The organism is Calothrix sp. 336/3 (genome assembly GCF_000734895.2).
Taxonomy (GTDB): Bacteria; Cyanobacteriota; Cyanobacteriia; order Cyanobacteriales; family Nostocaceae; genus 336-3.
Window position 1 is genome coordinate 1,387,228 of the sequence record NZ_CP011382.1, and the last position, 22,277, is coordinate 1,409,504.

A 22,277-nucleotide genomic window follows, 5' to 3' on the forward strand; every position below is an offset into this window, starting at 1 on the left:
TTTTCTGTCATGGTAGTTTCAGGATAATGAGATTGTTTTCCTGCGATCGCAATGACAGTATGGAGGTTATTACCTCTGACCGAAACTTAGTATTAGATAGTGCTTATCAAAGGGTTAAAGGCAAAAGAGCAAAGAAAAAACTTTTAACCCTTACTTTGCAATGGCAGTGGCTAAAAGTTACATAACCCGATTACTCTGTCGGGATAGGATGAATTTATTTGATGGCGATAGAGCTAATTAAATTAATGCCATTGTTCTCGCAATTACTTATGACTACGCAGGAAAATTTGGGTGATGTAAACCTCTCCTTGACTATTCTTTGCCACACCAATTCCTGTTAAATTGAAATCACCATGAATATTGCTGAGATGACCGGGACTATTCAGCCAACCTAGCATAGCTTGGGCTGCCGGGTCATTGTAACCTTGATTGAAGGCAACATTTTCTGCTGCACTTTGATAACGGAGCGGAATCGCATTAACTCGTTTTTTAAATCCATCGTGGCTAAAAGGAACTTGCCCTTCAGCCATTTGTTGACTATGAACCCTTGCCTGCCTAGATATATTTTGATTTATGGTCAGTGCTGGTAAACCATGAGCAATTCGATAGCGATTGATTTGCTCCAAAACCGACTTTTCTAAATCAGTAGTTTTCACATTCTCAGATGTCGCAATTTGCTGGGACGCACCAGATAAAGCTTGGCGTGACAAAATTTGATTTGTAGAAGTGTGACCTGGTACAGAATTGGCTGTCAAACCACTGGCAAGGACAAGCGTACTTAAAGCAACGCCAAAAGCAGTTTGTCGAAACATGGAGATTTACGCAATATAGAGGAATAAAACACGCAGAACCCGAATTTTGGTTTTTAGAGATACCCCGATACTTTCCAGTACTAAGATATTCGCAAACACTTACTATATACAAACTTTCCTCACCATATTGGGGAAAAACAGTCAAATAAATGCAAAGTAATCAATAACTAAATATGAAAACTTCAACAAGATAAAAAAATCCTATCTAAATTGCCAATATTGATACGGAATAGTTTTTTAGTATATGAGTGATACATAATTTTTCCTAGTTATATCAGGTAAAGTGGCGAGTGCTGTTTCAGTTTTTAGAGTCTAGCTTTGGTTCATTTTCTACAAATTAGGCAAAAATAATTACTTCTAAATAATCATTAAATCACTCAAAAATAGTCTCTAAATCTACTCTCCTCTGATGACAAAATTGCTATGTTTTTGCAAGAGACAAAATTTAGAGAGAAGAGTTAATGAGTCGAATCAATGGTTTTGTTGGCAGACGGAATTTTTTTAAGTTACTAGGAATAGGCAGTGTTGCTATGGCTAGTAGCTGCCAAATTCTCGGTCAAACTAAACAATCATCCTTACCTCGTCAGACTCAGTTGCCAGATAATCTAGTCAATTATGATACAGCATTGAATATATTACTAGACGGTAATCAGAGATTTGTCAAGGAAAAAAGGCTATACCCAGACCAATCTTTTGCTAGAGTCAAACTGGTTGCCCAAACTCAATATCCCTTTGCTGCTATTTTAGATTGTGCTGATTCCCGTGTCCCGACGGAGATTATTTTTGACCAAGGAATTGGTGATTTATTTGTTGTGCGCGTAGCCGGAAATATTGCCAATGATGTCGCTATTGGTAGCTTAGAATATGCTGCTAGTGTTTTAGGATGTCAACTGATTATGGTTTTAGGTCATGAACGCTGTGGTGCGGTTGCCGAAGCTTTAAAATCAGTAGATGCGGCGGGAAATATTGACTCAATCATAGACAATATTCAGCCTGGATTAAAAAATATCAATAAGAATACAAATGATGCTTTAAATGATGCAGTAATTGCGAATATTCAATATCAATTAGAAAAAATCAAAGAGAAATCTTCTATATTATTGAATTTAGTGAATCAGGGGAAACTCAAAATTATTGGCGCTCGTTATGATTTAGATACGGGCAAAGTTGCCATAATTTAGTTTAGTAGTGATATGTCATTTCTGGTGACAGAGCTACGCTCCGTCCTTCAGACGCACGCCCAAACACCCAAAAAAAGTAAAAATTACTACAATATTATTTTCGTTTTTTTGGAAAATACTTAATTGGTAAGTATTTAGGAACTTAGTTGTTCCATATACTGCCTCATAAAAAGTTAAAATAAACACCAGAAAAATAGCGGCACCACTGAATATAGATAATCGTTATTGTTATCATAGATAATTACCGCAATAAACTATATTTTTCTTCTATATAAATTTAGTTTATTGATAGACACTATTTTGGTATATTCCTGAAGATAAGATTATTTTGTTACTCCGATAAAATCAGTACAAAACAATATTTATCCCTTAGAATGACTCAGCAACTTGTCTTTCGTGGCAAAGAACTGAGATGTATTTGTTCGGGTATTTATTTGAGCGATTGTGAGTCGCCATGGGTAGCAAAAAATAAGATTGAATCAAGATTTAGCGCTCATTTTGCAATGTGAGTAGAGCTATCTTCATGGTTACTTTTGGTTTAACTACCTCAAGTGAATATGAAGTGAATTGCTATTGTTTATTTCTAGATTCAATGAGTCAAATTTTGAAAAAAATCAGGTGAGAAATGAGCAGAACGAATGGATTTGTTGGTAGAAGAAATTTCTTAAAACTCGTGGGAGTTGGCAGTGCAGGAGTTGCTGCGAGTGCAGCAGGTAGTCTCTTGTTGACAGGAGAAGAAGCAGTTGCCCAGCAACCAGCTAAAACTCCAGAGAATAAAAAACCTGAGCCAGTTAGCCCTGATGCTGCTTTAAAAAAATTAGCCGAAGGGAATAAGCGTTTTATTGAGGGGAAACGACTCAATCCCAACCAGTCTAAACTGCGTTTGCAAGAAACCTCCGTTGCTCAATATCCCTTTGCGGCAGTTTTAGGTTGTGCAGATTCACGAGTACCAGCAGAGTTGGTATTTGATCAGGGATTAGGAGATTTATTTGTGGTGCGGGTTGCTGGGAATGTGGCTTCTCAGACAGCAATTGGTAGTTTAGAGTTTGCTACAGCAGTACTAGGTGCTCAATTAATCATTGTATTAGGTCATGCTCGCTGTGGAGCAGTTTCTGCTGCAATTAAAGGTGATCCCCTCCCAGGAAGAATTGGGGTGTTTGTGGAAGAAATTAAACCAGCTGTAGAAAGAGTGAGATTTAAAACAGGAAGTATCGAAGAGAATTCTATTATTGCCAATGTGCAATATCAGGTAGAAAAATTAAGTGAAAGCTCAACAATTTTAGGCGGTTTGATGAAGGCAGGTAAATTAAAAATAGTTGGTGGTCGTTATGATTTGGCTAGTGGTAAGGTGACAATGTTAACCTAAATTTTCATCAGATTTAGGTAGGCTATAGGCTTTCAACCCGCTTCAAGGGCGATAGAACTCCGTTCCGCTACGCGATCGCCTGATATGGTTATGCATTGTCGGGGTAAACATTTGTTTGCCCCACTTATGAGAACTATGATTATCATCAGTTACCAGCATTTACAAATTATTTATAACCATGGAGAAAGCGCTTACCCAGAAGAGTGCTGTGGTTTGTTGTTGGGGTATATACAGGAAGGAAAGAAAACAGTTGTGGAAGTAATTCCCACGAAAAATGCTTGGCAAGGAGAAGCTGAGAATTTTTCTGGGAAAAGTACAGACAAAGCTCAGGGGACACCAGAGAGTCAACGACGCAGGTACGCGATCGCCCCCCAAACCATGTTACAAGTGCAAAAGCAAGCACGGGAAAAATCCCTGGAAATTATTGGTATTTTCCACTCTCACCCCGATTATCCCTCAATTCCTTCGGAATTTGACCGTTTATATGCTTGGCAAGGATATTCCTATGTGATTACTTCCATTCACCAGGGGAAGAGGTGGGATATTCACAGTTGGGTGTTAGATGATAATCAACAGTTTCAAGAAGAAATCATCGAAAATAGTTTGTAAGTGCTGGAAAACTTTATTAGTATTCAAAAGAATTAGCAGTGTTCAAGACTTATGTAAAAGTGGCAATAAAACCAAGTTTTGAGATTGCTATGCGTAGTCCTTGCGTAAGTAAGTCGGTGAGAATAAACCTAACTATGTAACAGAATGTAAAATCGGCATAACCCTTGGGATTGCTTCATTTCACTTCGTTTCATTCGCAATGACATAGCGTGAATTATTTAAACCGTTCTACTTAAGTCCTAATCTAATTATGGCATCGTCTGAGAACAAAAAAGAAAGGCTGGGGTAAAGTTTTAAAATCCATGACTCCGAAGACAGTATTATCATCTACTCTTCTAAAAGAGTCATTGATTGGAAGATAATCATATATCATAGTTGCGCTGACTTTACCTCGATATTCCATCATTCGCAGTCTGGCTTGACTTGTTTGTGTTTTCAATAAGGAATTAATTAGTATCAGTAAAGGTTTAAGAGATTTATTTTTCAGTATAGGTAACTTTAAAACCCAGTTCATCGCTATAGGGTTGGGTGCAACTTGGAAAATTTTTCCCTGACTATCTGAAAATAATAAGGGATGGACATTTTCTGCATCAATAAATTCTTTACCAAACCAATTAGATGCCTCCAATAAACCATCCATTGGATGATTCGTAGGAATTCCCGAACCTTGCCAACGACCAAACATAAATTCTAGATTCACGGGTTCGAGAGCATCAAATAATTGTAAAGCTGTTGCAGTTGTCGCGTTTTCGACCTGGAGAATTGTCAGTAATTTGTCGAGTGTTTCCATTTTTTTATCAGCCAATTATTTGTAAGTTAGCAAAAAGGATTTATTGATATTATCCCATAGCTGAGTAGTTGATTGCCTATTTCCTATTATTCAGAAATTAAAAAATAAAAATAATACTTAATTCCCAAGTTGGTGGATGACGAATAATTTCGATTTGACGAATAAATTCACGGAAATAAAATCTTCTTTCCACTTCCGATAAATCCAGCCAAAATTGGGGAATGGATACTGCTTGGGCAACAGAAATTAAATTGACAGGGGGTAGGGTGGCAATTTGTGCTTGTAGACGGGAAATTTCTGTGCGGAGTTTATAAGCTCTAATTTTCGCAGTTTCAACATCTAGGATACCCGTTTCTACAAGGTGGGGGAGTTGGGTGAGAATTTCCTCTTGGTGAGCGATCGCCGCTTCGGCGGAGCGTAGCTCTATCACCATGGTGAAATTCTCCTTGACACTACCCAATTCGGGGGAAATCATTTTCTCGACGGCAACGGGTAAATCTCGGCACACACTGGTAATTGTCTGTTCTAAGACTTCCTGGTAGGCGATCGCTTTACATTTAGGACGTAGGGGACAACTCAGAGAACGTAAGTATAAATATTGCTTATTTTGTCTGCGAATTGTCACCAAAACAACTTGCATCCGAGACTGACATTGCTGACAAACTACTAAACCTGCTAGGGAGCGGGGAGCGCTAGCTGTACGGGGTGGTAAACGACGGTTACGACGTAAAAGTCTATCTACCTGGGCAGCTTCTTCACGGGAGATAATTGCAGTGTGGGTATCAGAAATAATCTCTCCATGATGGTAAGCGGTGTCTCCTCTGTAAACATGATTTGTTAACCATCTTTTACCTGTGGTGACAGAGATATTTTTACCATACTTCTTATTTAGGTAGCGTACCGCACCTCGTAGGGAACCGTAGAGGAGAAAATTATCGAAAAAATCTTTGACAACGGGGGCAGTACTACGGTCAATAATGTATTTACTGCGACTGCGCCGATAACCATAGGGTGGTTTTCCCGGAGGTGGGGCAATCTCTAAACGATTACGGGCGTGGGCTTGACGGATACGCCGACTATGGTGTTGAGTTTGAATTTCTTGGAGTAATTTTAATAACTCTGCCTGTAAATTAGGGGTATTTTCTTGGGAGTTGTAACTCTGTTCTGTGGCAATCAGAGTAATACCCATGGCTGCTAACTCAGACAGGCGATCGCTCACCTGGGCAATGGTGTCTCCTAATTCTAGCAAACGACGCACCAGCAGGCATTGTGGGGGGGTTTTCCGACAATCTTGGAATAATAATTCTAGCTGCGATCGCCCACCAATATCTGCATAAACTCGCTCAACTTGCCTTCCCCAATCAATTTCCTGGGGAGTCTCTTCAATTAAGGGATCGGTGTAGATGTAAGCAAAAGTTGTCACAAACCTACCGCAAATAAACTTCAATTCAGCTTGCTTCTCGCGAAGGGAGTACTCCACAATGTCCTAATTTATACACAATCAATAAATTTAGGGGCTTATACCTTAATTATCAATTAAGCAATCAATTTCCAATTAATTAATTACGAATTACGTTAGCGTTAGCTCTCCCCTAGGGAGCATTACGAATTGTTTGGTCATCCCAGGGCATATTTATTGTATTCTCTGGGCGGGCTGGAAGCCTATCGCCTTTTTTCCTTTACCAGTAGCGATTTTTAACCATAATTTCCCTTACTTGTCAATAGATATCATCCCTTTCACTTAGAACCATAGATAAACCTTAGGGTATCCAGTGAAAATCATAAGGATGACAGCAGGGACAAAGACGGTTAAGCTGCTTTTGAGGTAAGTTAATCACATTTTCCCTAGTTGACAAATAATGAAAAACTAGAGTGAATGTAGTTTCGGCAATATATAACAGGTTTATCCAGCAAGTGAAGTTATTTATATATCACACACCGGAATTAACTCCGTCTGATCGAGCTCCAGAATGCGCGATCGCAGTTGATGTATTGCGAGCAACCAGTACCATGGCAACCGTATTGGCAGCTGGAGGTGAGGCAATCCAGGTGTTTAGCGATTTAGATCAACTTATAGAAGTCAGTGAAAAGTGGTCTCAGGATAAGCGATTACGCGCTGGGGAAAGGGGTGGTGGAAAGGTTCCGGGGTTTGAGTTGGGGAATTCTCCCCTCGACTGTACATCAGAACTAGTAGATGGTCGTCGTCTATTTATCAGTACCACCAATGGAACCCGCACGTTACAGCGTATCCAGGGAGCCAAAACAGTACTGACGGGAGCTTTTGTGAACCGGAAAGCGGTGGTGGAGTATCTTTTAAGCCATCGTCCAGAAACAGTCTGGATTGTCGGTTCTGGTTGGGAAGGTAGCTATTCCCTAGAAGATACTGCTTGTGCTGGGGCGATCGCCTACAGTGTCAGTAAGTTAGGTAATATACCACCGGAAGAAATCGCTGGCAATGATGAAGTTATTAGCGCGATCGCTCTTTATTCCCAATGGCAAGACAACCTTCTAGGGTTGCTGCACCATGCTAGCCATGGTCAACGTCTGTTGCGTCTTGATTGTCATGAAGATTTAAAATACTGTTCCCAAACTGATATTTTAGATGTTCTGCCCATGCAACAAGAACCAGGTGTCTTGAAAAAAGGTTAAGTACTGAGTGGGGAAGTACTTAATGCTTCTCCCCTTTCTCTCCCTGAACCCCAGCACCAGCTAAGTAACCAGTCGTCCAAGCACTCTGAAAATTAAATCCACCAGTCACACCATCAATATCGAGAATTTCTCCGGCAAAGTAAAGACCGGGAACTAATTTACTTTCCATTGTCTTAAAATTGACTTCCTTGAGGTTCACACCACCACAGGTAACGAATTCTTCCTTAAATACCCCTTTGCCACTGACTAGATATTGTCCTTGAGTTAATTCCTGCAATAACAGATTCAAGCTTTTGTTTGGTACATCTGCCCAACGAATATCTCTGGTGATTCCTGCACGGTCAATCATATATTGCCACAGACGATGGGGTAAATCCACACCTCGATGTAATCCTACAGTTCGCTTGCCCCACTCCTGTTTAACTAGTAATAACTTTTGTTTCACTTCCTCCACTGTCATCTGTGGCAGCCAATTGATTTGTAATTTCCCTTGATATTTACTACCCTGTAACATTCTGGCTCCCCAAGCAGAAAGCTTGAGAACTGCTGGACCACTGACCCCCCAATGGGTAATTAATAATGCTCCCATCTGTTCTAGGGTCTTTTCCCCCGGAATACTCAGACGTAAGCGCACAGGATTCACGCTCACACCTGCTAGTTGCCGCAATTTCGGGTCAGGGATATTGAAGGTAAATAGAGAGGGTACGGGGGGCAAAATACTATGTCCCAATTCCTGGGCAATTTTGTAACCTAGGGGATTGCTACCCGTAGCCAGAACTAGGCGATCGCAAACAAATTCTTCCCCTGATTTTAAGCCAATCTCAAACTTTTTGTTCAGTAATTTGACTGATTTTACAATAGAACCAGTAGCTATATTTACGTCACAAGCCTGAGCAGAACGCATTAAACAATTGACAATAGTTTGCGAATCATCGGTAATCGGAAACATCCGTCCATCAGCTTCAATCTTTAACGGAACACCACGATTAGCAAACCAACCGATGGTATCCCGTGGTTGAAAACGGGTAAAAGCACCAAGTAAAGCTTTACCACCCCTAGGATAATGTTGTACTAAAGCTGTAGGCTCAAAACAAGCATGGGTAACATTACAGCGTCCCCCACCAGAAATTCTCACCTTCGCCAAAGGTTGACGACTCGCTTCCAATAAAGTCACCTGCATCTGAGAATTTTCCGCAGCAGCGATCGCAGCAAAAAAACCAGCTGCCCCCCCACCGATAATTACTATTTGGTCATTAGTCATGGGATTTTTATATTTGAGGGAATGCCAGAAGAAAAATTATCCCAGATTGTGGGGTAAACATCCCTATCTACTTTTATCTAAAGCTTCGGAGTGCTTGGTATTCTAAATTCTTGATGTCTATTTCTAAATAAACCTAGTTTTTAATCCTGAATTTAATTTTTACAGAAACTATCAAAATTACTAATTAGATGAAAACTAAATTTCCGCAAATATACCATTTGTTATATCTGTTTCGAGCAACTATGCTAAGTATTCAAGGTCATAAAATTTATTTATTAAGCTGATGTGCAGCTAAATTATATAAGTTAAAAACGCAAAATAATTGTAATGTAAACAAAAGCACGTTGCACGGTTTGCGCCGTTGTAGCCAGTTTGGGGCATCCCTTCACTTTGTTCGAGGGCAGGTTTGCCCACTTGCATATACAGATTTAGATATGTCACAACTTACCATGTCAAAAAAGTGAGTATACGCCCTGATTTTTCCCGCACCATGCGTCAAGCAAAGCTAGATGTATTACACACAGAAATGCATCAAAAGTTGAGTGTTTCTTTTCAGACAGTAAACTGCTGTAAAAATGGCTATGTTGCTGATGGAGCGACTACCATGAGAAAAACCAACCGACACGCAATTCAGAGTGTCTAATCAAGAACCAACAAGCAAAGATTTGAGGATTATAGTCATGTCAGGGGGCAATCAGCAGGATAGAATACATCATTTTTTGCTGGTACAAGATCAGCAGGGGAAGCGGAATATTCTTCTTCAGGATACAACCTATTCCCTAGGAAGGGATTCCAGAAACGCGATCGTTCTCCATTCCCGTTCTGTATCCCGACAACACGCAATCCTGCTGCGTGTACCTCTTACCGATAGTGATCAGTATGGTTTTCGGGTAATTGATGGTAGTTTTAAGGGGAAGCGCAGCACTAATGGTGTATACGTCAATGGCAACAAATGCTTCTCCCATAACCTTCAGCATGGAGATGTAATTGAGTTTGGCAATAATCATGTCAAAGCCAGATATTATGCTGTTGCCAACCTCCCAGAAGAGATGCTGGCTAATCCCTTCGAGATGGAAAACATCTCAGAGTTTCTGTTTGAACAAGGGAGTGGAGCAAATCCCTTTGAAACCCTGATTGTCGAAGATGAAAGTTTGGAAGGAGCAAGTGAAGTTGCCCTCGCTCGTTTAGCATCTTTCCCCGAATTGATTCCCAATCCCATTATCGAGATGGATGTGGAAGGTAATATTACTTACCTCAATCCCGCCGCGACCCTGAAGTTTCCGAATTTACGTCAAGCAGGTAAAGACCACCCAATTTTAAGCGGACTCTCGAAGGTAGTCAAAAGTAATCGAGAAAGTTCCTTTGTCCGTGAAGTCCAGGTGGGGACAGAAGTTTTTGAACAGTCAATTCATTACCTTTTAGAAAGCGACTTAATTAGAACATTTATTACTGGTGATATTACTGAAAAGAAGAAAGCAGAAGCGGAACTGCAACAGCGCGATCGCCTACTGCAAGCGGTGGCAGAATCTGCTAATTACTTCTTGACGGAAATGAATTATGAAACCGCAGTCCATCAGGCTTTAGCATCCGTGGGAGAGGCGGCGATCGCTGACCGTGCCTACCTCTTTGAAAATCATCCCCACCCCGTCACTGGGGAAATAGCGATGAGCATGAGGTATGAATGGACACAAGGGCAAACCTCCCAACCGGGCTGGCAAAATCAAGTTTATCAAACCATGGGTTTAGGACGTTGGTATGATGTCTTAACCAACGGTCACTCCATCAATGGAATTGTGAGTAGTTTTCCTGAGGTGGAAAGAGAACTTCTAGAACGTGACGGAATTAAATCTCTTCTCCTAGTTCCCCTGCGCATTGAAGAGGAATTTTGGGGTTTCCTAGGTTTAGCTGATTGTACCCAAGCACGTTTGTGGTCAAGCCATGAAGAATCTACCCTACTAACCATGGCAGCCAGTATAAGTGGGGCACGTCAACGCCAACAAGTAGAGGCAATGATTCGTTATCAAGCCCTCCATGATATGTTAACCGGGCTACCCAACCGCATATTATTTAACGAGCAACTGCATAAAGCTTTACCCAACGCTACTCGTAATGGTGAAAGTTTAGCGGTGATGTTCCTAGACTTAGATCGGTTTAAAACAATTAATGATACCCTCGGACATACCTTAGGTGATCAACTACTCCAAGGGGTATCCCATAGACTCAAGGAATGCTTACGAGCTGGTGATACCATTGCTCGCTGGGGTGGTGATGAATTTACAATTTTGATACCGAGAGTCAGCCATTTAGATGAAGTGATTCAAGTTGCTCGGAGAATTTTACAATCTCTAGAAACAACATTTTATTTAGATGGCAATGAACTCTATGTGAGTGCCAGTTTAGGCATTGCCCTACTAGATGAATATAGCCCAGATGCTGAAACATTAATTCAACACGCAGATGCGGCTTTATATCATGCTAAGGATGAGGGCAGAAATAATTACCAATTTTACACAACTTCCCTCGGTAGCAAAGCTCCCGAACTATTGAGTTTAGAAAAGAGCTTACGTCATGCTATCGAAAGAGATGAGTTTATTCTTTACTACCAACCACGTATCAGCATTGCAGATCGCAAAATCATTGGTGTAGAAGCACTTCTGCGATGGCAGCATCCAGAAATGGGACTTGTTGCACCCAATATATTTATTAGTTTGGCAGAGGAAACGGGCTTAATTATCCCCATCGGGGAATGGGCTTTACGCACAGCTTGTAAACAAAACAAAGCATGGCAAGATGCGGGGATGCCTTACATTACCATGGCAGTTAATCTTTCTCCGAAGCAATTTAGGCAACCAAATTTAGTGGAGACGGTAGCCAAAATTCTCACGGAAACAGGTTTAGAGCCTCGTTATTTAGAATTAGAAATTACGGAAACTACAGCGATTGAAGATTTAGAATTTACCCAGAAAATTCTCCAAGAATTAGAATTAATGGGGGTTTCCTTGGCAATTGATGACTTTGGTACTGGACATTCTTCCCTATCTCGTCTTCAGTTCTTACCCTTACATAATCTCAAAATCGATGCTTCTTTTATTCATAACTTAACTAAGGATGATAAAGTTGCCCATATTATTAAGGCAATTGTCACCTTAGGACAAAGTTTAGGCTTAAGACTGACAGCTGAGGGTGTGGAAAAAGAAGAAGAACTAGAGTTTCTGCAATCGATTAATTGTGAAGATGTCCAAGGTTTTCTATTCTATCGACCACTTTCACCAGAACACGCCACCAATATTTTAAAATTGAAGGCAGAAGAATTACCTGTGGAAAAGATTTCTCAGATGTGTGCATCTCCGGATATTTAATGCAGAATTAACCAAATTTTAAAGCCGATGGCGCTAATGCCGGCACTGATGGGAATTGTGACTAACCATGCTGTGGCAATTCCTTGCAAGGTTTGGACTTTGATGGCTTTGTAATTTTGCACTAAGCCAATTCCCACAACCCCCCCCACAAGCGCATGGGAGGTGGAAAGGGGTAAACCGATACGGGAGGCTAGAAGAATAGTTGTGGCGGTTGCGAGTTCCGCACAGAAACCTGCACTTGGTTGGAGAGGAATGATATTTTCACCGATGGTGGAGATAACTTTTTTACCCAAAATGGCTAATCCGGCGACGATACCCACACCACCAGTTACGAGAATCCACAGGGGTATTGTTAGGTGATTCAGGGGTACTGTGTGGGTGTTATGGATATAGATAATGGCTGCGAGGGGGGCGATCGCGTTGCCAACATCATTGGAACCGTGGGCAAAAGCTACAAAACAGGCGCTGAGTAGTTGTAGTTTACCAAAGAGATGCTCTACGGGGTTGGCATTTTGATGTTCCACCTGCCGCCAACCATAAACTGTTAACCCGATCACAGCAATACTACCTACCAACAGGGGAATATCGTGGGCAGGTAGTTGCACACCGAGTTTTACTAGTAATAAATCTGTCAGGGGTTGGGTGACTGCTGGCAGTGCAATTACTCCAAAGATGCTGAGAATTGCCGCACTTAACCAGGGAATCCACTCATTTAACTGGATAATTTGCTGTTTTTGTTCCAGAATCCACCAGCGAATTTGACTGTAAATTACAGCCGCGATCGCCCCACTAATTAAGGGTGTCACCAGCCAACCGATGGTAATTTTGCCAATGGATAACCAATCTACCCCCTGAATCCCGATCGCCACCCAACTAAAACCCGCGATCGCTCCCACCACTGCATGGGAAGAAGATACTGGCAATCCCCAGAAGGTGGCAATTTGCAGCCACAAACCACAGCTAAGTAAAACTGTCACCATCCCCGCAACCAGAATTTCCGGTGTATCGACAAAGAATTCTGGATTAACAATTTTCGTGGCTAATGTCTGGGATACCTCATGCCCAAATAAGACAGCACCTGTAAACTCTAAGATGCCCGCAATTACCAGCGCTTGCCTCAAAGTTACTGCCTTAGAACCGACGGAAGTCCCCATCGCATTGGCAACATCATTAGCACCCAGGTTAAAAGCCAGGTAAAAAGCTAAAAGTATGGCGATCGCAATAAACATTTCTACACAAAACTTTCATTACTGATAATCCACAGTCTAATAGCCACCAACAAAACTTGCTACTCAAAACTTTTATCTCCAGTAAAAATCCTTAGGATATAATACGGAAAAACTATTTTTGCCGAGGCTCTGAAGACTGTGCATGAGGATTTACAGGGACTAGAACTTGGTCGTAAAGAGTTACAAAGATTAACTAGTTTACCAGTTGAGGATGAGTTAATCATCATTACCCATCCGTTAAAACAAATCAGCAGAAAATTCATTCATCAAGCTCAAGGAGCAGAGGGTGCAACTGTTATTTTTCTCGGATTAAGTTTCTTCGCTGGGAGCTATATAATTTCTGATGTCATTATCAGGCTATTTGCCCTTTCTGGCATCATCCACCCGTTCCTCGGATTTATTTTACTCTTAATAGTTTCTGGTGCAATCGGGCAATTAATGCTCTATTTACTTTGGAAACATAGACGGAAACAATTACAAATGAATATGTCTTACTCTTTGAAAATTCTCCTCAAAGATGTTGAGAGATATAATGCTATTATCAAAGCCATAGAAATTAGTGACCAAATTGAAGCAGCTGGAAATATTGGTGTCAGTATTCAGGATAGGGATAAAGTTCTGGAAGCATTAAAAATGACCAGAGAAGATTTAGTCAGAGCCTTAAAAACTGAGAGAATATTACGGGAAAATCAGAAATTTATTGTTAGTAATACTGACTTATTTGCTAGTAACTTAGCTACACTAACCGCTATGCAAGCCAGTGAACAAACCAATGAACATGGCAGATTGCTGAATGAGGCTTTACAAATTGCCTTAGATGTGCAGACGGAAATGAGGCGATTGCAGCAACAAGGGTAGGCTGAGATTGCAGCTAAATTGTATAAGTTAGCAAAGCTCTCCCGTTAGCAAAGCTCTCCCGTTAGCAAAGCTCTCCCGAAGGGAGCAGGGAGCAGGGAGCAGGGAGCAGGGAGCAGGAGGCTATATCGCGTCTCTACTTACTCATTACTCATCACTCATTACTCATAAATTAATCCAGCCTAATGGATGATGGGAAAAAATACCCTTTTCCCCTTCCTCAGCCTATAATCGATGTGGTTTGACCAGGCTACCAGTTATATCCCTAAGTTTAGAGTTCATTTTTATACATGATGTTACCAGTTATGCCGAAGCAAACAGCATCGATGCTGACGCGGGACGGTGTGCGTTTAGATGCTGATATCTATCGTCCTGATACTGAAGGTGAGTTCCCCGTATTGCTAATGCGTCAACCCTATGGCAGGGCGATCGCCTCCACAGTTGTCTATGCTCATCCGACGTGGTATGCAGCACATGGCTATATTGTTGTTGTGCAAGATGTCCGGGGTAGGGGTAGCTCTGAGGGGGAGTTTAAAGCCTTTTCCCAGGAAATCAATGATGGTGAAGATACGATTAACTGGGTAGCAAATTTACCTGGTAGTAATGGCAATGTGGGAATGTATGGTTTTTCCTACCAAGGTATGACCCAGCTTTATGCTGCCGCTAGTAAACATCCTGCCCTGAAAACCATTTGTCCGGCGATGGTTGGTTATGATTTATACACTGACTGGGCATACGAAGGTGGTGCATTTTGCTACCAAACAAATTTAGCTTGGGCAATTCAGTTAGCGACAGAAACAGCCAAACGCCAGGGAGATGAGCGGGTATATCAAGCCTTATTTACAGCTTCCCGTAACTTACCCATCCACAATCCCGAACTTCTCAAAACCTTTGCCCCAGAATCCTTTTATCATGAGTGGTTGCACCATTACCAACCTGATGGATACTGGGAAAATATCTCACCACGCAAGCTTCTCCAAGATGTGGATTTACCGATGTTCCATGTCGGTGGTTGGTTCGATACTTACCTCCGGGGAACCCTGAATTTATACCGAGATATGGCGGCACGTAGTCGCTATCGGCAGCAAATTTTAGTTGGTCCTTGGGCGCATCTCCCCTGGGGGCGAAAAGTTGGAGAAGTGGACTTTGGAGAACAAGCCATGAGTCCCGTCGATAAGATGCAGCTTTGCTGGTTTGAGCAATATCTCAAGGGGGTAAATACAGGTTTATTTGAGACACCCCCGGTATGGCTATTTGAAATGGGTACTAATTTTTGGCAAGGCTTTTCCAGCTTTCCTTCAGAAAATCAAAAAACGTTTTACTTGTCAAGTAGTGGACTGGCGGGAATGCGGGAAGACGAAGGCAAGTTAACCATATTTTTGCCTGATAGCAGCACCAGTGATGTGATTGTTCACGACCCCTGGCGACCAGTACTAGCCTTGGGTGGTCATGCTGCCATCCCTGCTGGTGTTTTTGAGCGATCGCACTTAGATTGCCGTAGTGATGTTTTAACTTATACTACGGAACCATTAAAGGCAGATTATTATTTAGCGGGGGAAGTGGCGGTAGAAGTCTATGCCAGTGCTGACCATCCCAGCTTTGATATCTGCGCTGTGGTTTCAGAATTATTACCAGATGGCAGAGTATACAACATTACTCAGGGATATGTAAATTGCCAGGATGGAACAACAAATATGGCTCGGAAAATTTCTCTACAAAGTACCTGTGTGAGAATTGCCAAAGGTCATGCATTACGCTTAAGTTTAAGTGCATCTTGTTTTCCAGCCTATGGGGTGAATCCTGGGAAGGGTGGTAATTGTCATGGGGTACGTGGGATGGATGCTCAGGTAATTACTTTAACTGTGAATAGTGGTAAGAATTCCCTGTCACGATTGCTGTTACCGATTGTTGCTTTCTCTGAAGAGGTGCAAGGGTTTTGAAATTGAAAATAGTAGTCAGATTATCAGCTTTTTTAGGTTATTTAATGACAGAATCAACCGCAGTTCTACTGAAGGGAATATTCTGAATATTTGATAATTCATGAGTATCTTCACAGAATATTTGACCGTGGTAGTATAAAATGGCTATTGTTCAAGGGTGAACTTTATTTTATAGGATAAATGAGGACTTACATCCAGACAGAATCAGATAGAAAGTATTTTCGGTGATTTTCGGTGATGTCTAGCTAAAGGTATAGCTCAATGCTCAAAAATATCAATCAGGAAAGTCTACGAGTAAATGCGAGAAAAACTGATGCTTTTGATATTTTCAACTTTAAGTATTATATCGGTGCTAATCCTTACTTAAATACTGCCGCAGTGGTATTTAATTTCGCCTTAACTGAATATTGGCAACCCTTAGAGATTGAAGACTATGTGGCAATAATTAGCGATCGCTATCCTCAGATTGCGAATAAAAGCTATGATTCCTATGCAGATATATTTGCCCAAACAGTATGTGAAGTTGGCAAATTAGCCATGGATTTACATTACTGCGATCGCCGTCAGGCAGCTCCTTCAGAGCATCGCCACAGTATCAAACCCTATCCTACCTATAACAAAATTGCCGTCCAAACCCTACACACCACCACGACTCGTGCAGTAATTTACTGTGTCTGGGATTGGTTTGAAGCGATGAATCAAGACGAGCAAATTAATATTGGCGAACAAATTCAGATTTTGCAAAATAAATTCCGCCAATCTGTTTATGGTGGTCCCACTAATTATGCCCTTTTAAGAGCCGCAAACCACAAAAATATCCCCACATCCTATCTTTGGGAAGAGGGAGTCACTCAGTATGGTTACGGTAAAAAACAAGTACGAGGTACAGCTACAACTTTTGATTGTGATAGTCATTTAGATTCTGATTTCACCACTCGCAAAGATGACTGTAAAGAGTTCTTAAAAACCCTCGGATTTCCCGTTCCCGAAGGAGAAATTGTCACATCTTTGAGAAAAGCTTTTACCGTTGCCACAAATATTGGTTATCCTGTCGCTATCAAACCCGTTGTCGGACATAAAGGGATTGGTGTCACCGCAGATATTCAAGATTCCTATGAATTGGAAAATGCTTTTGATCGAGCAGTTGATGCAATTCCCACAAAAGCACCCATCCATGTGATTGTGGAAAAAAGTTTCCCAGGTAAAGATTTCCGTTTATTATGTGTCAATGGCAAATTTGTTGCCGCTTGTGAACGACATCCCGCTTCCGTCATTGGGGATGGTTATTTAACAATTGATGAGTTAATTGATCAAGAAAATCGTCAAGCTGCTCGCGCAGATACTCCCACATCACCGATGAGTAAAATTAAGCGTGATGATGCCATGGAAATCTATTTAGAACAGCAGGGATTATCTTTAGATAGTGTAGTTGCCAAAGACAAAAAAATCTATTTACGGAAAGTTGCGAATCTTTCTGCTGGGGGGGTAAGTATTAATGCTACAGATATTATTCACCCTGATAATATCATTTTAGCCCAGGATATTGCCCAACATTTTCGTTTAACTTGCTTGGGAATTGATGTGATTACAGAAAATCTCAGTGAGTCATGGAAAAATGGGAAATTAGCAATTTTAGAGATTAATGCTGCACCAGGTATTTTGATGCATCTCAATCCTGCTATTGGTGAAAGTATTGATGTTCCCTCCCAGATTCTCGAAACTTTCTTTACTTCCAGTTATGATGCCAGAATCCCAATTATTACGTGTAATCATCTTTCTGTAGATGAACTGCAAAAAATAATTGACTATTTATTATCAAAAAATCCTGCTATGACAATTGGTGGAGTTTGTCAGGGTGGGATTGTAATTAACCAGTTTCAGAAAAATTTGCATCCTGACTACAATACAAATGTGCAAACCCTACTACGTCATCCCCGACTAGATTTATTGATTGCAGAGTATACAGGAGATATTCTCGAAAAGGATGGAATGTTTTACTGCGGGAGTAATTTGGTTATCTTGCAGGAACCAACGGAAATCGAAATGATACTAAAGCGGGATATTTTTGAAGATTCCACAGTTATCATCAAGCAGGGAGATAATATTTCCATTCAAAGCCGTGATTCTATTCAAGAATCTAGCGTGACGGAAGAAGAACCATTTATTCAGATATGCTGTCAGGAAATTGAGAAGATTTTGCCAGAGTATTAATCATCGCATTTTCCCAAGCTAATACACCCCCTCTGTCGCGTACCTTCGCAAGGAGAGGGTCAATTTTGTATCTCACTCCTTCTGGGAAAGACTATAACATCGGAGTCTATTATTTAATTTTGCCATTCTTTCTTACCTGAAATTATCAGCTTGGCAATTATTTTTCTTCCCAAAATTTCTGCGTCAACAACAAATCTATATCTTCTAAGAATGGAAAAACATCGGGAAAATAAATATCAGGATAACCATCCCTAACATTGGTTAATGCCATTTCATAACTTTTTGGTAATATTTCCTCAATGAAATTCTTCAAGCTCGGTGAATCTTCTAATTCAATTTGTAAATTCTGGCGAAAGTTTCTAATTTCAATTTCCCAACCTCGATAACAGTCAGACATGGGTACATAACAACGTTTTAATAAATGTTCTAATAAAGGTATCAAAAATCTACGGACTGTTTTACGCTGACTTTTCCCCAAAGATTCTATTTCCTCGATTAAATTTACCCAGTCTAAATCCTCTGTATTTCTAGCTTTTAAATTGTTGATAGTATCCTCAATCCAGAGGGCAAAATCTTCCTCGTAGAGAATTTTTTTGTGCGATTTAGTCATGGTTTTATCCCCATTTCCCTTATTCCATTCTAATGATAGTATTCTTAATTCTCCATAAAACTTGCCGAAGAACCAAATAAATTAATAAAAAACCACCTCTAAGGTGGATAAAACAATACAATTATCTACTCTTACTAACAGAGTATTTGGTGTATCTGCATGTAGCTTAATAACCAATTAGCGGCGGTTGCTCTGCGAGTTTGTCGAGGTCCAAATTCTCCAATTTTATATCCCTTGAAACCTAGCTTTTCTTTGAGGATTTGCTTATTTTCTTGGGGAATAGAACGGGTTAATTTCATTGTTGCAGGACGACTTTCAAGGAAATTTGGCGGTTCTGGATATTCCTCTCGCCATTCTGGAGCTAATTCTTGATTGTCCCATTCTTCTGTTGTGGAGTTATAACGATAACCCAAATAATGCCATACTAATCGATTGACAGTAACATCATCAATTGTATCATTAATAATAGCCCAGATAGTTTCTGTTGTCAGAGGTGGCAAATTAGACATAGGCATTTTCCAATTCTTGCTTCCATATGATATAGCAACCTTCTAGAAGTGGTAATATCAATTTTCAAATCTGGGGGGAATATCCGGGGTGCAATTGGAGATGGAACCCTGGGGAAAAGCTGCCTGTACTTGCCATGTTCGAGGCTGATAAAATAAGCATTGACTAGTTACTTGACCTGCTTGAACAGCAAAACGGAAAGATTCTACTACATCTAGGGAAGTAACCCCTGTTTTGATATATATTTTAGCGGTGTATAAACCTGGTAATAAGCCACAATAGGGCATTTGCATCTGTATTAATACTTTACCTACTGGGATGGGTAAATCTTGGCGATCGCTCTGGGATGTGAGATACAAAACCCGCTCTTTTTGACCAGATAGGGTAGAAATAATTACTCCAATATTACCTGATTTTACTGGTTTTGTTGCCCAGCATTCGATGCACAAATTAGCAGGTTCTCCAGAGATGGGAGAGGATAGGAGATTCCCTTGGGTATCTTGAAAATAAATGGCTCTGATATCTACCCCTAAGCTTGCTTCTGGTTTTTTTGGCGGTAAATATGTCATTCCGGGTGCGATTTCTGCATTTCCTAAACAAAAATCAGCTTCATACTTGCCCATGACAGCTTCTGTATTTCCCCCTTGAATTAACCTTCCTGCCTTTAAATAAATTGATTTTTCACAAATATTTAAAATGACGTGGGGGTTATGGGAAACTAAAATAAAAGCTGTGCCGTTTTCTCTTAATTTACCTAGCTGTGCGTAACATTTCATGCGAAAATTAATATCACCCACTGCCAATACTTCATCAATTAATAAAATATCTGGTTCGGTGTGAATTGCACAGGCAAATCCTAAGCGTGCAGCCATTCCAGAACTGTAGGTTTGTACTGGTGCATTGATGGCGCTGCCAATTTCGGCAAAATCAATTACTGCTTCATATTTACGTTGAATTTCCTGGGTTGATAAACCAAGAATTGCCATATTGGCGTAGATATTTTCTTTACCTGTTAATGTCGGATTAAATCCTGCTCCTAGGGCAATTAAAGGTGCAACCCTACCCCTAACTTTGACTCTCCCTGTATCTGGTTTAATTAATCCACTAATAATCCGTAATAGGGTACTTTTACCTGCACCATTGGCTCCCACTAACCCCAGAGCTTCGCCTTTTTTTAATTGGAATGAGATATTATTCAGTGCCCAAAATTCTTGGTTTCGCAGGATTTGACTCTGGCGATCGCCAGCCAGAATTTCTGTAATGATGTCCCTCACACCATAAAAGAGAGAGGTTTTCAAATCACGGCAAAATTTCTTTGATACCTGGGAAACATCAATTAATATGTCTTCCCTATCCCTACTAGTCGATACTTGTTGTTCCCGAAGTTGTACCATGATTAAGAACTCACTCTCTCAATTACATAGGGCATTGCTAAACGAAATATCACCCAAGTGATGAATAATCCGCAGAGGGTAAGTAAGGTGACAAAAGCAAAATTTTCTGGCTGGGAAATTATGCCTGTTGTTGTCAATTCACGGGCGGTAACTAATAGGGGAGTTACGGGATTAAACTTGACAAATAAACTAAATATTCCCCGTTGTGGTACCGGATAAATAACTGGTGTGAGCAATAACCAAAACCCTGTGAGTAATGTCATAGCTCTAGAAATATCTTGATATAAAATCCCTAAAGGTGCGAGAAAAATTCCGATGAAGGTGCCGAGAAAAATCAGGTTAATAATGGCTAGGGGTGTGAAAATTACTGTCCAAGCTAGGGAAACTTTAAAAATGATAAATAAGAGGATAATTAAGAGAGTTTTGATGGTAAAATTAAAGAGAGTTTCCCCAATTTTTGCTAAAATTAAAGCTTCACGGGGAAAGTTAACCCTAGCTAACATCCCCTTCGCAGCAATTACCGCTTGAATCGGTGCATTTAAAGCCTCAACAAAAGTTTGCCAAAGCACAGTATTAAAAACTAAATAAACTGGATAGGGTATATCTGTTTTCCCGATATGAATCACTTGAGCATCCTGAGCTAGGGTAAATCCTAATGCCATGAAAATGGATGGCAAAAAAGCCCAAGCAATACCGAAAAACGATTGACGATATTGAGCTTTAACATCCCGAACCATCAATCGCCAAGCAAGTTCACGGGATGCTAATAAATCTCGCCACATTTGTTTTACCAAAAGAGATGGATATCTCAATTGACTAGCCGGTGTATATATGACTTCTGGTAGATGCGAAGGTATATTTTTCACCTGATTTAAGGTGTAATGTTTTTGTCTAGTTTCTCAAAATGAGAGAATTTTCTCCCCCTGGTTTTAATTTATCTTGAAAGTAACCACCAAAAATATAATTATTTGCGGAATGGTTACAGATGACTGCGTATTCTACACTAGGAACAATATTTAACCATCTATTATCAATCAAGTATGAAATCTTTAATCCCTGGTGTTTTGTTACTGAGTCTCGGTACTCTGTTTGTTGCGAGTAATCCTAGTGTTGCCCAAAATAAAGCACCGGAAAATTTTCTTGTTAGTGGTACAGAACCTTTTTGGAGTGTGAAAGTTGCAAAAACTGGTATCGTTTTTTCCACACCAGAAATCAAAAATATGACATTCCCCTATGTCAAACCCTTAGCAGCATCAGGTCGTCCTCTCGATGTAGTACGAGTATACCAATTGCGGGGTAGAAGTAGCGGAACTTTGGTATTGAAAAAAGTCGATGCTTGTAGCGATGGAATGTCTGATAACAAATATCCTTACTCTGCAACCTTGATTTTAGGTAATCGGGTGTTTGATGGATGTGCCAGAGTGGGGAAATGAAAGTAATGAATTTATCTGCCAATTTGGCAACTTTGGCTTTAAGAAAGTCGGTATCTTAGTCTACATTAGCT

Annotated in this window: 20 protein-coding genes; 11 read left to right on the plus strand and 9 right to left on the minus strand. The window is 40.5% G+C overall.

Annotated elements, in window-relative coordinates:
• Positions 1-26: 26 nt before the first annotated feature.
• Positions 27-185 carry a hypothetical protein gene (locus IJ00_RS28770; RefSeq protein ID WP_168163424.1) on the plus strand — a complete coding sequence of 53 codons (159 nt, stop codon included), beginning with the start codon at positions 27-29 and terminating at the stop codon, positions 183-185.
• A 78-nt stretch (positions 186-263) separates the two neighbouring features.
• Here the strand turns inward: IJ00_RS28770 and IJ00_RS05445 are convergent, their stop codons facing one another.
• Complete coding sequence (locus IJ00_RS05445; RefSeq protein ID WP_035150782.1) at positions 264-812, minus strand: CAP domain-containing protein; 549 nt, start codon at positions 810-812, stop codon at positions 264-266.
• Between the two features lie 461 nt (positions 813-1,273).
• On the opposite strand from IJ00_RS05445, the gene IJ00_RS05450 reads away from it, so the two are divergent.
• From IJ00_RS05450 to IJ00_RS05460, 3 genes are all read left to right on the plus strand, one after another.
• Complete coding sequence (locus IJ00_RS05450; protein WP_035150784.1) at positions 1,274-1,993, plus strand: carbonic anhydrase; 720 nt, start codon at positions 1,274-1,276, stop codon at positions 1,991-1,993.
• Between the two features lie 625 nt (positions 1,994-2,618).
• Positions 2,619-3,359, plus strand: coding sequence for a carbonic anhydrase (locus IJ00_RS05455; RefSeq protein ID WP_035150786.1), 741 nt, complete (start codon positions 2,619-2,621; stop codon positions 3,357-3,359).
• A gap of 135 nt (positions 3,360-3,494) precedes the next feature.
• Positions 3,495-3,968 carry a Mov34/MPN/PAD-1 family protein gene (locus tag IJ00_RS05460; protein ID WP_035150788.1) on the plus strand — a complete coding sequence of 158 codons (474 nt, stop codon included), beginning with the start codon at positions 3,495-3,497 and terminating at the stop codon, positions 3,966-3,968.
• Positions 3,969-4,212: 244 nt separating this feature from the next.
• Here IJ00_RS05460 and IJ00_RS05465 read toward each other — a convergent pair whose 3' ends face one another.
• Both IJ00_RS05465 and IJ00_RS05470 read right to left on the minus strand, forming a co-directional pair.
• Entirely contained in the window at positions 4,213-4,758 is a 546-nt protein-coding gene (locus IJ00_RS05465) for a DUF4334 domain-containing protein (RefSeq protein WP_035150790.1), read from the minus strand.
• Between the two features lie 97 nt (positions 4,759-4,855).
• Entirely contained in the window at positions 4,856-6,181 is a 1,326-nt protein-coding gene (locus IJ00_RS05470) for a recombinase family protein (RefSeq protein ID WP_046814724.1), read from the minus strand.
• Positions 6,182-6,672: 491 nt separating this feature from the next.
• Here IJ00_RS05470 and IJ00_RS05475 point away from each other — a divergent pair, with 491 nt between their 5' ends.
• Positions 6,673-7,407 (plus strand): 2-phosphosulfolactate phosphatase family protein, encoded by a 735-nt coding sequence (locus IJ00_RS05475; RefSeq protein WP_035158475.1) that lies wholly within the window; start codon positions 6,673-6,675, stop codon positions 7,405-7,407.
• Between the two features lie 19 nt (positions 7,408-7,426).
• Here the strand turns inward: IJ00_RS05475 and IJ00_RS05480 are convergent, their stop codons facing one another.
• Complete coding sequence (locus IJ00_RS05480; RefSeq protein ID WP_035150791.1) at positions 7,427-8,668, minus strand: NAD(P)/FAD-dependent oxidoreductase; 1,242 nt, start codon at positions 8,666-8,668, stop codon at positions 7,427-7,429.
• A gap of 460 nt (positions 8,669-9,128) precedes the next feature.
• Between IJ00_RS05480 and IJ00_RS28160 the strand changes: the two genes are divergently transcribed.
• Both IJ00_RS28160 and IJ00_RS05485 read left to right on the plus strand, forming a co-directional pair.
• On the plus strand, positions 9,129-9,311 hold the full coding sequence (locus tag IJ00_RS28160; protein WP_144415988.1) for a hypothetical protein: 183 nt from the start codon (positions 9,129-9,131) through the stop codon (positions 9,309-9,311).
• Between the two features lie 37 nt (positions 9,312-9,348).
• Positions 9,349-12,027 (plus strand): EAL domain-containing protein, encoded by a 2,679-nt coding sequence (locus IJ00_RS05485; protein WP_035150792.1) that lies wholly within the window; start codon positions 9,349-9,351, stop codon positions 12,025-12,027.
• Here the strand turns inward: IJ00_RS05485 and IJ00_RS05490 are convergent.
• A complete protein-coding gene (locus IJ00_RS05490) occupies positions 12,024-13,256 on the minus strand; it encodes an inorganic phosphate transporter (protein WP_201782668.1) in 1,233 nt (410 codons plus the stop codon). The genes IJ00_RS05485 and IJ00_RS05490 overlap by 4 nt on opposite strands.
• Positions 13,257-13,394: 138 nt before the next feature.
• On the opposite strand from IJ00_RS05490, the gene IJ00_RS05495 reads away from it, so the two are divergent.
• The 3 genes from IJ00_RS05495 (at position 13,395) to IJ00_RS05505 (ending at position 18,262) form a co-directional block, all read left to right on the plus strand.
• Positions 13,395-14,114, plus strand: coding sequence for a hypothetical protein (locus tag IJ00_RS05495; protein WP_035150794.1), 720 nt, complete (start codon positions 13,395-13,397; stop codon positions 14,112-14,114).
• 323 nt (positions 14,115-14,437) lie between these two features.
• Positions 14,438-16,051, plus strand: a complete 1,614-nt coding sequence (locus tag IJ00_RS05500; protein WP_035150796.1) for a CocE/NonD family hydrolase — start codon at positions 14,438-14,440, stop codon at positions 16,049-16,051.
• 261 nt (positions 16,052-16,312) lie between these two features.
• Positions 16,313-18,262, plus strand: coding sequence for a cyanophycin synthetase (locus IJ00_RS05505; RefSeq protein ID WP_035150797.1), 1,950 nt, complete (start codon positions 16,313-16,315; stop codon positions 18,260-18,262).
• Between the two features lie 157 nt (positions 18,263-18,419).
• On the opposite strand, the gene IJ00_RS05510 is transcribed toward IJ00_RS05505, so the two are convergent.
• The 4 genes from IJ00_RS05510 to IJ00_RS05525 form a co-directional block, all read right to left on the minus strand.
• Entirely contained in the window at positions 18,420-18,872 is a 453-nt protein-coding gene (locus tag IJ00_RS05510) for a DUF29 domain-containing protein (RefSeq protein ID WP_035150799.1), read from the minus strand.
• A gap of 134 nt (positions 18,873-19,006) precedes the next feature.
• Positions 19,007-19,381 carry a DUF1823 family protein gene (locus tag IJ00_RS05515; RefSeq protein WP_035150801.1) on the minus strand — a complete coding sequence of 125 codons (375 nt, stop codon included), beginning with the start codon at positions 19,379-19,381 and terminating at the stop codon, positions 19,007-19,009.
• A 57-nt stretch (positions 19,382-19,438) separates the two neighbouring features.
• Positions 19,439-20,773: an ABC transporter ATP-binding protein gene (locus IJ00_RS05520; protein WP_082127264.1), complete on the minus strand. Its 1,335-nt coding sequence runs from the start codon at positions 20,771-20,773 to the stop codon at positions 19,439-19,441.
• Between the two features lie 2 nt (positions 20,774-20,775).
• Positions 20,776-21,639 (minus strand): ABC transporter permease, encoded by an 864-nt coding sequence (locus tag IJ00_RS05525; protein WP_035150804.1) that lies wholly within the window; start codon positions 21,637-21,639, stop codon positions 20,776-20,778.
• A gap of 174 nt (positions 21,640-21,813) precedes the next feature.
• Between IJ00_RS05525 and IJ00_RS05530 the strand changes: the two genes are divergently transcribed.
• Positions 21,814-22,206, plus strand: coding sequence for a COG3650 family protein (locus tag IJ00_RS05530; RefSeq protein ID WP_035150807.1), 393 nt, complete (start codon positions 21,814-21,816; stop codon positions 22,204-22,206).
• Positions 22,207-22,277 lie beyond the last annotated feature (71 nt).

What these genes read in the sequence shown, in the direction of transcription:
- IJ00_RS28770 (WP_168163424.1), top strand. Translation starts at nt 27, where the DNA reads ATGAGATTGTTTTCCTGCGATCGCAATGACAGTATGGAGGTTATTACC.
- IJ00_RS05445 (WP_035150782.1), bottom strand. Translation starts at nt 812, where the DNA reads ATGTTTCGACAAACTGCTTTTGGCGTTGCTTTAAGTACGCTTGTCCTT.
- IJ00_RS05450 (WP_035150784.1), top strand. Translation starts at nt 1,274, where the DNA reads ATGAGTCGAATCAATGGTTTTGTTGGCAGACGGAATTTTTTTAAGTTA.
- IJ00_RS05455 (WP_035150786.1), top strand. Translation starts at nt 2,619, where the DNA reads ATGAGCAGAACGAATGGATTTGTTGGTAGAAGAAATTTCTTAAAACTC.
- IJ00_RS05460 (WP_035150788.1), top strand. Translation starts at nt 3,495, where the DNA reads ATGATTATCATCAGTTACCAGCATTTACAAATTATTTATAACCATGGA.
- IJ00_RS05465 (WP_035150790.1), bottom strand. Translation starts at nt 4,758, where the DNA reads ATGGAAACACTCGACAAATTACTGACAATTCTCCAGGTCGAAAACGCG.
- IJ00_RS05480 (WP_035150791.1), bottom strand. Translation starts at nt 8,668, where the DNA reads ATGACTAATGACCAAATAGTAATTATCGGTGGGGGGGCAGCTGGTTTT.
- IJ00_RS05485 (WP_035150792.1), top strand. Translation starts at nt 9,349, where the DNA reads ATGTCAGGGGGCAATCAGCAGGATAGAATACATCATTTTTTGCTGGTA.
- IJ00_RS05490 (WP_201782668.1), bottom strand. Translation starts at nt 13,256, where the DNA reads ATGTTTATTGCGATCGCCATACTTTTAGCTTTTTACCTGGCTTTTAAC.
- IJ00_RS05500 (WP_035150796.1), top strand. Translation starts at nt 14,438, where the DNA reads ATGCTGACGCGGGACGGTGTGCGTTTAGATGCTGATATCTATCGTCCT.
- IJ00_RS05505 (WP_035150797.1), top strand. Translation starts at nt 16,313, where the DNA reads ATGCTCAAAAATATCAATCAGGAAAGTCTACGAGTAAATGCGAGAAAA.
- IJ00_RS05510 (WP_035150799.1), bottom strand. Translation starts at nt 18,872, where the DNA reads ATGACTAAATCGCACAAAAAAATTCTCTACGAGGAAGATTTTGCCCTC.
- IJ00_RS05515 (WP_035150801.1), bottom strand. Translation starts at nt 19,381, where the DNA reads ATGTCTAATTTGCCACCTCTGACAACAGAAACTATCTGGGCTATTATT.
- IJ00_RS05520 (WP_082127264.1), bottom strand. Translation starts at nt 20,773, where the DNA reads ATGGTACAACTTCGGGAACAACAAGTATCGACTAGTAGGGATAGGGAA.
- IJ00_RS05530 (WP_035150807.1), top strand. Translation starts at nt 21,814, where the DNA reads ATGAAATCTTTAATCCCTGGTGTTTTGTTACTGAGTCTCGGTACTCTG.